This window comes from Blautia sp. AF32-4BH (assembly GCF_003460565.1).
GTDB lineage: Bacteria > Bacillota > Clostridia > Lachnospirales > Lachnospiraceae > Fusicatenibacter > Fusicatenibacter saccharivorans.
Genome location: NZ_QTVL01000028.1, coordinates 1 through 12054 on the forward strand (window position 1 = coordinate 1; position 12054 = coordinate 12054).

15 protein-coding genes are annotated in these 12054 nt (G+C 48.3%); 13 read left to right on the top strand and 2 right to left on the bottom strand.

The window, feature by feature from the left end; translation table 11 throughout:
* Window positions 1–58 precede the first annotated feature (58 nt).
* A complete protein-coding gene (locus DWZ44_RS17440) occupies window positions 59–520 on the bottom strand; it encodes a hypothetical protein (protein WP_117805402.1) in 462 nt (153 codons plus the stop codon).
* Window positions 521–680: 160 nt separating this feature from the next.
* Between DWZ44_RS17440 and DWZ44_RS17445 the strand changes: the two genes are divergently transcribed.
* Window positions 681–1376, top strand: a complete 696-nt coding sequence (locus DWZ44_RS17445; protein ID WP_117805403.1) for a DNA alkylation repair protein — start codon at window positions 681–683, stop codon at window positions 1374–1376.
* Window positions 1377–1441: 65 nt separating this feature from the next.
* On the opposite strand, the gene DWZ44_RS17450 is transcribed toward DWZ44_RS17445, so the two are convergent.
* Window positions 1442–1720, bottom strand: coding sequence for a type II toxin-antitoxin system HicB family antitoxin (locus tag DWZ44_RS17450; protein ID WP_055228190.1), 279 nt, complete (start codon window positions 1718–1720; stop codon window positions 1442–1444).
* Window positions 1721–1888: 168 nt separating this feature from the next.
* On the opposite strand from DWZ44_RS17450, the gene DWZ44_RS17455 reads away from it, so the two are divergent.
* The 12 genes from DWZ44_RS17455 to DWZ44_RS17505 all read left to right on the top strand — a co-directional run bounded on the left by DWZ44_RS17455 (window position 1889) and on the right by DWZ44_RS17505 (window position 11742).
* On the top strand, window positions 1889–2584 hold the full coding sequence (locus DWZ44_RS17455) for a YjjG family noncanonical pyrimidine nucleotidase (protein ID WP_055217965.1): 696 nt from the start codon (window positions 1889–1891) through the stop codon (window positions 2582–2584).
* A 7-nt stretch (window positions 2585–2591) separates the two neighbouring features.
* The gene (locus tag DWZ44_RS17460) at window positions 2592–3572 is read left to right on the top strand and encodes an alpha/beta fold hydrolase (protein ID WP_022462559.1); all 981 of its coding nucleotides are present in this window, start codon (window positions 2592–2594) and stop codon (window positions 3570–3572) included.
* Between the two features lie 21 nt (window positions 3573–3593).
* Window positions 3594–4133 (top strand): DUF2284 domain-containing protein, encoded by a 540-nt coding sequence (locus DWZ44_RS17465; protein ID WP_055217961.1) that lies wholly within the window; start codon window positions 3594–3596, stop codon window positions 4131–4133.
* Window positions 4134–4226: 93 nt separating this feature from the next.
* Window positions 4227–4943 carry a hypothetical protein gene (locus DWZ44_RS18515; RefSeq protein WP_199608720.1) on the top strand — a complete coding sequence of 239 codons (717 nt, stop codon included), beginning with the start codon at window positions 4227–4229 and terminating at the stop codon, window positions 4941–4943.
* Between the two features lie 130 nt (window positions 4944–5073).
* Complete coding sequence (locus DWZ44_RS17475) at window positions 5074–5367, top strand: YabP/YqfC family sporulation protein (RefSeq protein ID WP_022462556.1); 294 nt, start codon at window positions 5074–5076, stop codon at window positions 5365–5367.
* 45 nt (window positions 5368–5412) lie between these two features.
* Entirely contained in the window at window positions 5413–6711 is a 1299-nt protein-coding gene (locus DWZ44_RS17480) for a sporulation protein YqfD (protein ID WP_158565957.1), read from the top strand.
* Window positions 6698–7729: a PhoH family protein gene (locus DWZ44_RS17485; protein ID WP_117805405.1), complete on the top strand. Its 1032-nt coding sequence runs from the start codon at window positions 6698–6700 to the stop codon at window positions 7727–7729. The genes DWZ44_RS17480 and DWZ44_RS17485 overlap by 14 nt, the downstream gene beginning before the upstream one ends.
* A complete protein-coding gene (gene ybeY, locus DWZ44_RS17490) occupies window positions 7726–8229 on the top strand; it encodes an rRNA maturation RNase YbeY (RefSeq protein ID WP_117805406.1) in 504 nt (167 codons plus the stop codon). The genes DWZ44_RS17485 and ybeY overlap by 4 nt, the downstream gene beginning before the upstream one ends.
* Before the next feature lie 50 nt (window positions 8230–8279).
* Entirely contained in the window at window positions 8280–9434 is a 1155-nt protein-coding gene (locus DWZ44_RS17495; RefSeq protein WP_117805407.1) for a DUF3048 domain-containing protein, read from the top strand.
* A gap of 278 nt (window positions 9435–9712) precedes the next feature.
* On the top strand, window positions 9713–9931 hold the full coding sequence (locus tag DWZ44_RS18520; RefSeq protein WP_055267865.1) for a DUF896 domain-containing protein: 219 nt from the start codon (window positions 9713–9715) through the stop codon (window positions 9929–9931).
* Complete coding sequence (locus DWZ44_RS17500) at window positions 9909–10457, top strand: 5-formyltetrahydrofolate cyclo-ligase (RefSeq protein WP_055228183.1); 549 nt, start codon at window positions 9909–9911, stop codon at window positions 10455–10457. Before DWZ44_RS18520 ends, DWZ44_RS17500 begins: the two co-directional genes overlap by 23 nt.
* Before the next feature lie 40 nt (window positions 10458–10497).
* Window positions 10498–11742, top strand: coding sequence for a glutamate-5-semialdehyde dehydrogenase (locus DWZ44_RS17505; RefSeq protein ID WP_117805408.1), 1245 nt, complete (start codon window positions 10498–10500; stop codon window positions 11740–11742).
* Window positions 11743–12054 lie beyond the last annotated feature (312 nt).

Below are 12054 nucleotides of genomic sequence, written 5' to 3' on the forward strand. Positions count from 1 at the left end.
AGCCCTTTGGAGGGCTAATAATAAACCACCAGTTGAACTGGTGGTTGCTAACTAGCAGTTACTGTAAAATGTGCTGCCGTTCTGACAGTGTGGGGAACGGAATGATTTTGGAATCCAGTGCATCATCCGGTGCACAAAGAGCAGTCAGCGGCTGCGGCTGATTTTCCATGGTCTGGAAGGAGAGAATGCCATCTTTCCATAAAACGACATCATCCGGTGAATGGACGGCAAAATAGCGGTGCAGCACATCGAAAAGAGAGGATGGAACTGCCGCAAGATCGTGCTCGGGATCGCTGGAATATAGAAAGATCCGGCTTCCCGGAAAACGACGGGAATGGATACCGGCAGAGGGAGCGGTAAAATCCGGGTTTTCGGTAAAATATAAGGATCTTTCTGCGGGTCCGGAAAACGGAATAGACAGCGTTGTGGAAACAACTGGCGCTTCTTCTGCAAGGGCTGGCTGCTTCTGAAATTTGCACAGGAATGGTATATTTTGAAAAAATGTATATTTCTTTCTCATAAGACTCACCTTTCAGCCGGAAAAGATCTGGCATTTGGCAGGGTGGATGTTATCGTTTACTTTAATTTTATCTTATCAGAAGTGCAGAAATAACAGGGTTAAACATTTGTAAAAAGCGTGTAAAACATCTTAAAGAGAAAGAAAAGAGAGGGGGAATCATATGGAACAGGAAGTAATGCAGGCCATTCGGGCAGAACTGGAAAGCAATATAGATGCAAAATACCGGGAATTTCACAGCTCTCTTGTTCCGGGACAGAACTGTCGGATTCTTGGTGTCCGCATTCCGGTTTCGCGACGGATTGCAAAAGCGACAGCAAGAGACCACTATGAAGTTTATACCGAACAGTTTAATCCGGAAGTCTACGAGGAGCTTCTGATCCGCGGAATGATGATCGGCTACGGAAGGCTGACCCGTGAAGAACAGACGGCAGAACTGGACCGCTTTGTGCCGATGATCAACAGCTGGGGAATCTGTGACAGCTCCTGTGCAACGTGCCATTTTATGAAGAAAGACCAGGAGTATTGGTATGGATATCTGCAGAAATGGCTGAAAAGTAGCCGGGAATATGAAATCCGGTTTGGTGTTGTGTGTCTGCTGGACTTTTTTATCAACGAAGCGTATATCGATGCTGTGCTGGAGGAGATGAAAAAGATTCATCACGATGGCTATTACGTAAAAATGGCCGTCGCCTGGGCAGTATCGATCTGTTATATTCATTTTCCGGAAAAAACACAGAAACTGCTGAAAGAAAACAGTCTCGATGACTGGACACATAACAAAACAATTCAGAAAATCAGAGAGTCGCTGCGGATCAGCAAAGAAGAAAAAGAGATGCTGAAAACCTGGAAGAGATAAAAAGAAAACCGTATCGCCGCGTTTCGAATATCGCAGCAATACGGTTTTCTTTCTCTTTTTTGAACTTATTCGTCCCATCCCTCAAAAAGCCGGATGTTGACGGCAATATTTCTTGCAATTTCACCTTCGCTTTTCCCGAGATCTGCCACATCCGATACCGGCGGAAAATCAGGTTCTTCTTCCGTCAGTTCCAGAGAGATCCAGTCATAGGCGGAGTGAATGGCATCTTCCAGCGCCTCGTCGAGGGTATCCCCTTTTGCATAGCAGCAGGCGAGATCTGGAAAATAACCTTCGTAGGTTCCCTGTTCGGTTTTATGAAAAACGGCTGGATAAGTAAATTTCATAGTGTTTCTTCCTTCTTCCTTTTCTTTTTCACGGAAATTCTTTTTTATCGTAGCACTTTTTCTCAAAAGATACAATGCCTAAAATACAATTGATCGTATTTGTAATCTATGCTAGAATGAAAAACAGATAATTGGAAAATACAAATGAAACCAAGGGAGGATTTCTCTTTGATAAAAGTAATTTTGTGGGACATCGACGGAACACTTCTGAATTTTAAGATGTCGGAACGATATGCAATTGAGTACTGTTTCAACAAGTTTCATATGGGAACCTGCACGGACGAAATGCTGCAGCGCTACAGCGTGATCAACCGCGGTTACTGGGAGCGGCTGGAGACGGGAGAGCTTACGAGAGAACAGGTGATGCTTGGACGATTCCATGAATTTTTTGAATCGGAAGGACTGCCGACGGATCAGGTAAAGGTATTCAATGATGAATATCAGATCCGCCTCGGCGATAAGGCTTTCTTCTGCGATCACGGAGATGAACTGGTAAAACAGCTGAAAGCTACCGTAAAACAGTATGCAGTAACAAATGGAACCACTGTTGCACAGGAGCGTAAACTCCGCTTTTCCGGGCTTGATCAGCTTCTGGACGGCGTTTTTATCTCGGAACAGGTCGGTGTGGACAAGCCGCAGAAGGCTTTTTTTGATGCGGTATGGAACGAAATCGGAAGTTATGCACCGGATGAGGTTGTGATCGTCGGCGACTCCCTCACAAGTGATATCCGCGGCGGAAAAAATGCAGGAATCCTGACCTGCTGGTACAACCCGGATCATCTTCCGAACAAAATTGAAGTTACACCGGACTGTACCATCGACAATCTTCAGGATATCCTTTCGTATCTGGATGAAAGCAGGTGATTTGCTAATGAGAACACGCGTATTACAGGAAAAAAATTATGCGGAGCGGATGCAGAATGGTGTGGAGCCGTACCTCGCCGCTCATGCAGAAGAATTTTACTGGGAAAGGGAGAGCGGTCATCCGATTCATGTTCTTCGTTACCGCGCATTCCGCCCGAGAGGTGTTGTTGTAATCTCACACGGTTTTACGGAAAATGCAGAGAAATATAAAGAGATCGTGTATTATTTTATCAAAGAGCATTTTCATGTTTATCTGCCGGAACACTGCGGCCACGGAAAGAGCTACCGTCTGGTGGAGGATCCGTCGCTTGTTTATGTCGATTCCTACCATCGTTATGTAGAAGATTTGCTCTTTGTTGCACGAAAAGCAAAAGCAGAGGCATGCGGTCTTCCGCTCGTTCTCTATTCTCACTCGATGGGCGGAGGAATCGCAGCAGCAGCGGCCGCCAAAGCGCCGCATCTGTTCCGGAAAGTGGTTTTGAGTTCGCCGATGATCCGTCCGCTGACCGGAAAAGTGCCGTTCGCCGATGCAAAACGGATCGCAGCTTTTGCCTGTGCCACAGAACGAGGCACACAGTATGTGGTAGGACAGAAACCATACCAGGGAATCGAAAGCTTTAAACAAAGTTCGTCCCTCTCCCGTCCGCGCTTTCTCTATTACCAGCAGAAGCGGGAAAAAGAGCCGCTGTATCACCTAAATGCCGCTTCTTACGGATGGCTCCATGCCGCCGCACATCTGTACCGCGATCTGATGCGGAGCGGATGGAAACGGATCGAGGCTCCTGTCCTTTTATTTCAGGCGGAGAACGATCATCTTGTGTCCAACCGTGCCCAGGAGCGGATGATCCGGAAAATGGCAGAACGCCGTCCCGGCATGGCAAAAATGGTAAAAGTACCGGGCGCAAAGCATGAATTGTTTGGAACCAGAGGGCGCATGCTCCAGACGTACTGGAATATGGTATTTGCTTTTCTGGAAAAAGATCTGTAACAAAAGAGAAGGGATGACAAAATGACACAGACAGAAATCGAAGAATATATTACCCAGTTTCCTATCTATCAGTATGCATTTGTAAAACCGGAGGACATCGAATTCAATGACCGGGTCCGCCAGATCTGCAAAAAGGAGTGCTCCCGCTACGGAGCCTCCTGGTCCTGCCCGCCGGCGGTCGGCACTGTTGAAGTCTGTAAGGAGCGTTGCATGAACTACGATCACGTTCTGTTCTTCTCCAGCATCGCAGAAGTGGACAATATCATGGATATGGATGAGACATTAAAAACAAAATCGGAGCACGAAAAAATCACACGCGAAATCGAGCAGCATTTAAAAGACAAAACCCTGCTTACCTTCGCCCTTTCCTCCGATTCCTGCCAGCTCTGTGATAAATGTACCTACCCGAGAGGCGGCTGCCGCCATCTTGAACTGATGCATCCATGCATCGAGAGCCACGGCATCGTTGTTGCAAACCTGATTGAAAAAAACATGATGGATTATTACCTCGGCGAGCATATGGTCATATGGTTCAGCATGATTTTCTATAAAGAATCGTAATCTGTGATGTAATTTTCCATTCTTTCAAACGTATTTATAATAGAGGATTTCGCTGTAAGAAATTCAAAAAATACACAGGAGGGGGAATGAAATATGCTGAGAAAGGCAGGAAATTTTCTCAGGTATCTGTTCGGTATTCTGATGATGCTGGCGGGAGCCGGTTACTGGAAAGAGGAGAAGGCATATGCATTGTCACTGCTGCTGCTTGGAATCTTTTTGCTTCCGGTTACCTGGAATACGATAAAGAAACGGTTTCATGTGGCGAAAGCACTTCCTGTGCTGCTTCCTGTGTTGCTGCTGGTTTCCGCCTGTGCGCTGACACCTGTGACGTACAGCAGTAAGGAAACACAGAAGGCATCTGCAGAGTCTGTTTCCGTCAGCGTTACGGCAGCGCCGACGAAAAAAGCGACGCCGACCCCGACTGAAACATCAACACCAACGCCGACAGCAACACCGACCGAAACACCAACGCCGACCGCTACCCCGACTCCGACTGCTACCCCAACTCCAACGGCTGACCCGACCGAGACGCCGACACCTGAGCCAACCATAGAAGCTACGGCGGAAGAAACCGTTGAAACGCAGGCAGTGGAAGAATCACAGCCGGCAGTGACTGCCGAAGAACCGCAGGTAACGGAAGCACCGCAGGAATCGGATCCGTATGGCGGACAGCTCGTCTGGATTTCAGAGACCGGATCGAAGTACCATAACAAAAATAACTGCGGCAGAATGAATCCGGATCGGGAATATCAGATGACGAGAGAAAATGCAGAAGCCCAGGGGTATGAACCCTGCAAAAAATGTTTTTAAAAAAGAGAAATGAAACCCCGCAGCCTGATCGGGCAGGAAACCCCAGCGGCTGCGGGGTATTTTTGTGCTTTTTTCTGCATAAAATAGCGATAGAACAAAAAGCAGACCCGCAAAGCGGAGGAGGTTTTGGATGCGAAAAAAGAAAAAGCAGAAAAAATCACTCCATCCGCCGGGCGGGGAGCTGCTTTCGGCGATGCAGGTTCCGTCAGATCTTGCTTTTGGCGAGCCGGTTGTGACGTTTTACGGCGGGAGAGAAGTGCAGATTGAAAATTACCGCAGGATTCTGGAATATAATGCGTGCCGCCTCTGTGTGCTTACACAATACGGCAGGCTGCTCCTTGTGGGAGAGGGAATCCGGATTGTTTCGTATTCCGGGGAGGAGATGCGGGTGGAAGGGAGAATCGATCAGGTGACGTTTCAATAAGTGTAATGATTCCAATCATTCCAATGCTGAAAAGGGGGTGTGCGTTTGCAGCAGGGAAAGGCTTTCTGGAAAGGCAGTGTGCGGATTCGTGTGACGGGCCGTGAACCGGAGCGTTTTTTCAATCTGTGCGGGCACCATAACATCACACTGTGGGACGTGACAGAACACCAGGGCTGTTTTGAGATGAGCCTTCTGCCGGAAGATTTTTTCCGCCTCCTGCCGATCCGCCGCAAGAGCGGTGTGCGCATCCGAATACAGAAAAAACAGGGACTGCCTTTCTTTTACCGGCGAAGTTTAAAAAGAAAGGCATTTTTTATTGGTATTTTTCTCTGCCTGGCGGGACTTTACACGCTGTCGCAGTTCATCTGGAATATTCATGTGGAAGGAAATTACGCGAACAGTACGCAGACGATCTTAAACAGCCTTGACGCGGCCGGGATTCATCATGGAAGCTGGAAAAAACGTGTGGACTGCAGCCAGACCGCATCGTATCTGCGGGAGCAGTTTCCGAATCTGACCTGGGTGTCCGCAAAAATAGAAGGGACGCAGCTTGTCCTTGCGGTAAAAGAAAACGTAGACGGCTATGTGATCGAAGAAAAAGCAGATGATCCGCAGAATCTTGTGGCGAAAAAAGAAGGGACGGTCGTGCGTATTATCACACGGAACGGCATTCCGCAGGTGCTCCCCGGTGATACATGTCAAGCGGGAGACATTCTTGTAAAGGGCGAGATTCCGCTTGTGAATGACAGTGGGGAAACGTATGATTATTCTTATGTTCACGCAGACGCGGATATTGACCTTGAGACGACGTGGTACTATTATGATACCTTTCCGCTTTCCCATACGGTACGGACATATCAGAAAGCAGAGAAAAAAACGCCGGTATTCCAGATTTCTGCTTACCGATTTTTCCTTGGAAATCTGCTGCCGGAGAATTTTGTGGAGAGTTTGCGGAGCATGACCGGAACGGCGGATCAGAAAACAGAGAAAAGGGAAAATGGAGCAGACGAGGAAGTATCCCTTCAGCAGCTTTATCTGACAGAAAACTTTGCCCTTCCGTTTTATTTCGGCTACCGTCAGAAATTTCCTTTTGAAGTTCAGAAAGAAACTTACTCAGAACACGAGGCAAAAGAAAAAGCCTCGCAGAATTATCAGAAATTCCACAGAAATTTATCAGAAAAAGGACTTCAAATATCGGAGAATCATGTTACAATAGAACTTAACGATACGTCATGTATCACAAAAGGGACACTTCGCGTGATAGAACGGGCCGTAGAAGCACAGCCCTGCGAAATGCAGAAGATGTCGGATGGAAAGGAAACAATGGTAGATGAACAGCAATAACAACATGATAGAACTGCAGATGGAACTGCCCATCGAACATGAAAAGAAAGTATTCGGCCAGTTTGATGAACACATCAAAATCCTGGAGAGATCCCTGGCGGTTACGCTGATCTCCCGGGACGGCGTTTTAAAAATTGTAGGCCCGGCATCGAATGCAGCGCGCGCAAAGGAATGTCTGACACAGCTTCTGGAGCTCTCACGCCGCGGAAATGATATCACCACACAGAACGTCAATTATGCAATCTCACTTGTTATGGAGGACAGCGGAAGCAGCCTTGCTGAAATCGACAGTGACTGCATCTGCCACACGGTCGCAGGCCGTCCGGTCAAACCGAAAACACTCGGTCAGAAAGCGTACGTGGATGCAATTCGGGAAAAGATGGTCGTCTTCGGCGTCGGCCCTGCCGGAACCGGAAAAACATACCTTGCAATGGCGATGGCGATCACCGCGTTCCGAAACGATGAAGTAGGACGTATTATCCTGACGCGTCCGGCGATTGAAGCGGGTGAAAAACTCGGTTTCCTGCCTGGCGACCTGCAGAGTAAAATTGACCCGTATCTGCGGCCGCTCTACGACGCGCTGTATCAGATCATGGGAGCAGAGAGCTTTCAGAAAAACATGGAAAAAGGCCTGATTGAGGTTGCGCCGCTCGCGTACATGCGAGGCCGTACGCTCGACAATGCGTTTATTATCCTTGATGAGGCACAGAATACGACACCGGCGCAGATGAAGATGTTCCTGACCCGTATCGGTTTCGGTTCCAAAGTCATTGTAACCGGAGATGCCTCTCAGAAGGACCTTCCTTCCGGTACACGCTCCGGCCTTGATGTGGCAATGCAGGTACTGAAAAAAGTAGACGGAATTTCCTTCTGTGAGCTGACGAGCAAGGACGTTGTCCGTCATCCGCTGGTGCAGAAGATTGTACAGGCTTACGATGAATATGAAAAGAAAGCAAAGCCGGAAAATCACAGCGGCAGAGCAAAAAGTACGACGAGAAAACGGAGGGAAAATAAATGACACTGACGTTTGAAAATGAACAGGATTTTGACCTTGGATTTGATCCGGAAGAGGTTGCAGCAGCGGTAATCAATGGTGTGCTGGATCAGGAAGCGTGCCCGTATGAGGCAGAAGTAGAACTGATTCTGACCGATCCGGAAAATATCCGCACCATGAACCGGGAACACAGAAACATTGACCGGGAGACAGACGTGCTTTCTTTCCCGATGGTAGATTATCCTTCTCCGGCTTCGTTCGATTTTCTGGAGACGGAAGAGGGAGATGACTGTTTTAACCCGGACAGCGGTGAGCTGATGCTGGGTGATATCGTAATTTCTGTTGCGCGCGCAAGAGCGCAGGCGGAGGAATACGGTCATTCCTTAAAACGTGAGTTTGCTTTTCTTGTTGCACACAGTATGCTGCATCTTTTGGGTTATGATCATATGACACCGGAGGAAGCAGCCGTGATGGAGGCAAAGCAGGAAGAGGTGCTGCAGCGTCTCGGTATCACAAGAGACTGATTGAAAGAAGAAAAGGAGGGGTCTTTATCAAAAAGAGAGGGTTTTACACATTGGGGATTGCTCTGCTGGGAAGCATGATGCTGTTCGGATGCCGGAAAATTGGGGAAACGGCACCGGAAACTGCATCGGCAGGAACTTCTTATGTCTCAGAAGAGACAGCAGGGGAAAGCAAGACAGAAACGAAAGCTACGGAACCACCGGCCCCGACCGAAGATCCGGCACCGGAACCGCTGGTTCCGGAAGCGATTGAGCCGACACCCGCGGAGGATGCGCTGCCGGAAGGTATGGTGAAAAGTTATCTGACAGGAGAACCTGTCGCCGAAGTACAGGGAAGAAGGCGCCCGGTGGCGGTTATGCTGAGCAATATCATCAGCGCCTGCCCGCAGAGCGGTATCAGCCGTGCGGGAGTGATCTATGAAGCGCCGGTCGAAGGCGGCATTACGCGCCTGATGGGGCTGTTTGAAAACTATGATGATCTCGAAAAGATCGGATCGGTGCGGAGTTGCCGCGAATATTATGTGTATCTGGCAGCGGGATTTGACGCTCTGTATTACCACTATGGACAGGCGGCGTATGCGATTCCGCTGCTCGAATCGGATCACATAGACAATGTGAATGGCATGGAGTATTCGGAACAGGTGTATTACCGGACGTCGGATCGTCCGTCGCCGCACAATGCGTATTTGGATGCGGCCGGGATTGCAGCGGGAATCGATCTCTGCGGCTACCGGACATCTTACAAAGACGGTTATGACGGATTTTTCCAGTTTGCATCCGAGACAGAACCGGAAACGCTGGAACAGGGACGAAATGCCGCCTATGTGGCACCGGGCGGATATTTCCACAATAATCCATGGTTTTCGTACGATGAGGCGAGCGGCACGTATTTGCGTTATCAGTTCGGGGAACCGCAGATCGATGAGATGACACAGGAACAGCTTGCGGTGAAGAACATTATCGTGCAGTACTGTTCCTGGAAAAAGTATGATGACAATGCGGAATATCTCGATATTGATGTGGTAAACGGCGGAATGGGAACGTATATCACAAGCGGAAAGGCCATCGACGTGAGATGGAGCAAGGATGATCCGTGGGGTGTCACAAAGTACCGGGACAGCAATGGAGAGGAGATTAAACTGAATCTTGGAAAAACATGGGTTCTGATTGTTTTAGATAATTATGCAGATGAGACTGAAATCCGGTGATAAAGCTGGATTTCAGGATTTTTCTCAGATCGGCTGGACAGATCCTGTGTTTTGCGGTAAGATAAAAAGAAAATCCGGTCATTTAACCGAATCAAGCAAGTCCCTCGCTTCTAAAGCGGTGGGATGAATTGTTAAAAGAAACATAACGGTAGTGGCAGGCGGAGAGAAATCGGTATCCTCCACTGACATGAGGCGAGTCACAGTCGAACTATTTTCGACATGTCAGACTCTGTGAAAATACCGACTGTGAGTTGAAACAAAGGAGAAAAATACAGAAAATGGAAATTAATATACAGAGAATCAACGAACTTGCCCGCAAGGCGAAAGCAGAGGGGCTGACACCGGCGGAGAAAGAAGAGCAGCAGAAGCTGCGGAGAGAATATATTGCAGCCGTGAAAATGAACCTCCGTACCCAGCTCGACAATATTGATGTGCAGGAGAAAGACGGAACAATCGTAAATCTGGGGGAGCGCTATGGAAGCAAAAGGAAACATTAGAAAAGAAGTTTTTGCCCGAAGAAGAGCAGCCACACAGGAAGAAATTCAGGAAAAGAGCCGTATGATTTATGAAAAAATCACGGCTCTGCCGGAGTTTCTGGATGCGGACTGCTTTTTTGCGTATATGGACTTCAAAAAAGAAGTCATGACACGGGATCTGATCGAGAAGGCCCTGCAAATGGGAAAGACGGTCGCTGTGCCGCGCGTGGAAGGCGATGATATGGTTTATTATGAGATCAAAGATTTCTCCACGCTGAAATCCGGCTATTTTGGCATTATGGAGCCGGACGGCGGAAAGGTCTGCACGCGGGAAGAGGGCTTTCTGCTGGTACCCGGTGTGGCCTTTGATCCGGCGCGCCACAGAGTAGGATATGGAAAAGGATTTTATGACCGCTTTCTTGCCGCACATCCAGGGTTTACAACGGTTGCAGCGGCGTTTGAGTTTCAGCTGTTTGATGCGGTGCCGTTTGAAGAGACGGATGTTCTGCCGCAGATGCTGGTGACAGAGCAGAAGATTTACCGTTAAGCCAATTACGATAAGACAACACGAGGAGGAGACGAGTATGATGAAGCTGGAAGAAATCGGAACGAGAGCCTGCCAGGCGGAGCCTGTGCTTCGAATCATGGAGACGGAGAAGAAAAACCGTGTGCTGAAAAAAGCAGCGGAAAACCTTGTGGCAGACGCCGAAACGATTATCGCGGCCAATGCGCTGGATATGGAGCATGGAAAAGAAAAAGGCATGTCTCAGGGACTTCTGGACCGGCTCTTTCTGGACAAAAGCCGGATTGAAGCAATGGCAGAAGGCATGTGTCAGGTATCCGAACTGGACGACCCAATCGGGGAAGTGCTGGGAATGAAAAAACGCCCGAACGGTCTTCTGATCGGACAGAAACGTGTTCCGCTCGGTGTTGTCGGCATCATCTACGAGGCACGCCCAAATGTGACGGCGGATGCATTTGCACTCTGCTTCAAAACGGGAAATGTCGTGATTTTAAAAGGCGGAAGCGATGCAATCCACTCGAATACGGCGATTGTTGCCTCTCTTCGGAAAACACTGAAAGAGGAGCAGGTGCCGGAAGACGCCCTGCTTCTGATCGAAGATACCTCCCGCGAGACGACGGCGCAGTTTATGAAGATGAACCGCTATGTCGATGTTCTGATTCCGCGCGGCGGTGCCGGACTGATCCGCGCTGTCGTGGAAAACAGCACGATTCCTGTCATTGAGACAGGAACCGGAAACTGTCATATCTACGTGGATGAGACAGCCGATCTTTCCATGGCAGTGGATATTATTCTGAACGCAAAAACACAGCGCGTCGGCGTATGTAATGCGTGTGAATCGATTGTGGTACACGAAAATGTACGTGAAAAACTGCTCCCGGTTCTGGAGGAACGATTAAAAGAAAAACATGTGGAAATGCGCGCAGACGAAAAGGCAAGAGAATACATGCCGGAAGCAGAAGAAGCGACAGAAGAGGACTGGGGAAAAGAGTATCTCGACTATATCGTATCCATTAAAACGGTTTCCTCTATCGACGAAGCGATCGCGCACATCAACCGCTACAACACAAAACACTCCGAAGCAATCATCACCAACAACTACACCCACGCCCAGAAATTCCTGGACGAAATCGATGCAGCTGTAGTCTACGTCAACTCCTCCACCCGCTTCACCGACGGCTTCGAATTCGGCTACGGCGCCGAAATCGGAATCAGCACCCAAAAACTTCACGCCAGAGGCCCAATGGGACTGCTGGCGCTGACGTCGATTAAAAATATCGTATACGGAACGGGACAGATCCGAAAATAAAAGAAGAAAGATCTTGTGTCAAAGGGCAACCCAATTGATCCTCAAAAGGGCAAAACAGTTGATCTAGTGACCGAGTGCTAATCACCCATCACCCGATCACTGACCAACTCCCAACTGTCTCTTTTCCGGATCAACAGCCCAGACACAAGCCGAATCATTCATAAAACACAAAATGAAGACCTTGTAATCATAAAAATGTGGTTATGAGGTCTTTTTTTACGTTAATATCAAATTATACATAGATAAAAAGGCTTAAATACTCAATGTCATTAACTTTAGCAAAGAGCAGAAATCGTAAGCATTTATAAAACT

Excerpts from the sequence above, each read along its gene's own strand:
- DWZ44_RS17440 (WP_117805402.1), bottom strand. The coding sequence starts at position 520 with ATGAGAAAGAAATATACATTTTTTCAAAATATACCATTCCTGTGCAAA.
- DWZ44_RS17445 (WP_117805403.1), top strand. The coding sequence starts at position 681 with ATGGAACAGGAAGTAATGCAGGCCATTCGGGCAGAACTGGAAAGCAAT.
- DWZ44_RS17450 (WP_055228190.1), bottom strand. The coding sequence starts at position 1,720 with ATGAAATTTACTTATCCAGCCGTTTTTCATAAAACCGAACAGGGAACC.
- DWZ44_RS17460 (WP_022462559.1), top strand. The coding sequence starts at position 2,592 with ATGAGAACACGCGTATTACAGGAAAAAAATTATGCGGAGCGGATGCAG.
- DWZ44_RS17465 (WP_055217961.1), top strand. The coding sequence starts at position 3,594 with ATGACACAGACAGAAATCGAAGAATATATTACCCAGTTTCCTATCTAT.
- DWZ44_RS18515 (WP_199608720.1), top strand. The coding sequence starts at position 4,227 with ATGCTGAGAAAGGCAGGAAATTTTCTCAGGTATCTGTTCGGTATTCTG.
- DWZ44_RS17475 (WP_022462556.1), top strand. The coding sequence starts at position 5,074 with ATGCGAAAAAAGAAAAAGCAGAAAAAATCACTCCATCCGCCGGGCGGG.
- DWZ44_RS17485 (WP_117805405.1), top strand. The coding sequence starts at position 6,698 with ATGAACAGCAATAACAACATGATAGAACTGCAGATGGAACTGCCCATC.
- ybeY (WP_117805406.1), top strand. The coding sequence starts at position 7,726 with ATGACACTGACGTTTGAAAATGAACAGGATTTTGACCTTGGATTTGAT.
- DWZ44_RS18520 (WP_055267865.1), top strand. The coding sequence starts at position 9,713 with ATGGAAATTAATATACAGAGAATCAACGAACTTGCCCGCAAGGCGAAA.
- DWZ44_RS17500 (WP_055228183.1), top strand. The coding sequence starts at position 9,909 with ATGGAAGCAAAAGGAAACATTAGAAAAGAAGTTTTTGCCCGAAGAAGA.
- DWZ44_RS17505 (WP_117805408.1), top strand. The coding sequence starts at position 10,498 with ATGAAGCTGGAAGAAATCGGAACGAGAGCCTGCCAGGCGGAGCCTGTG.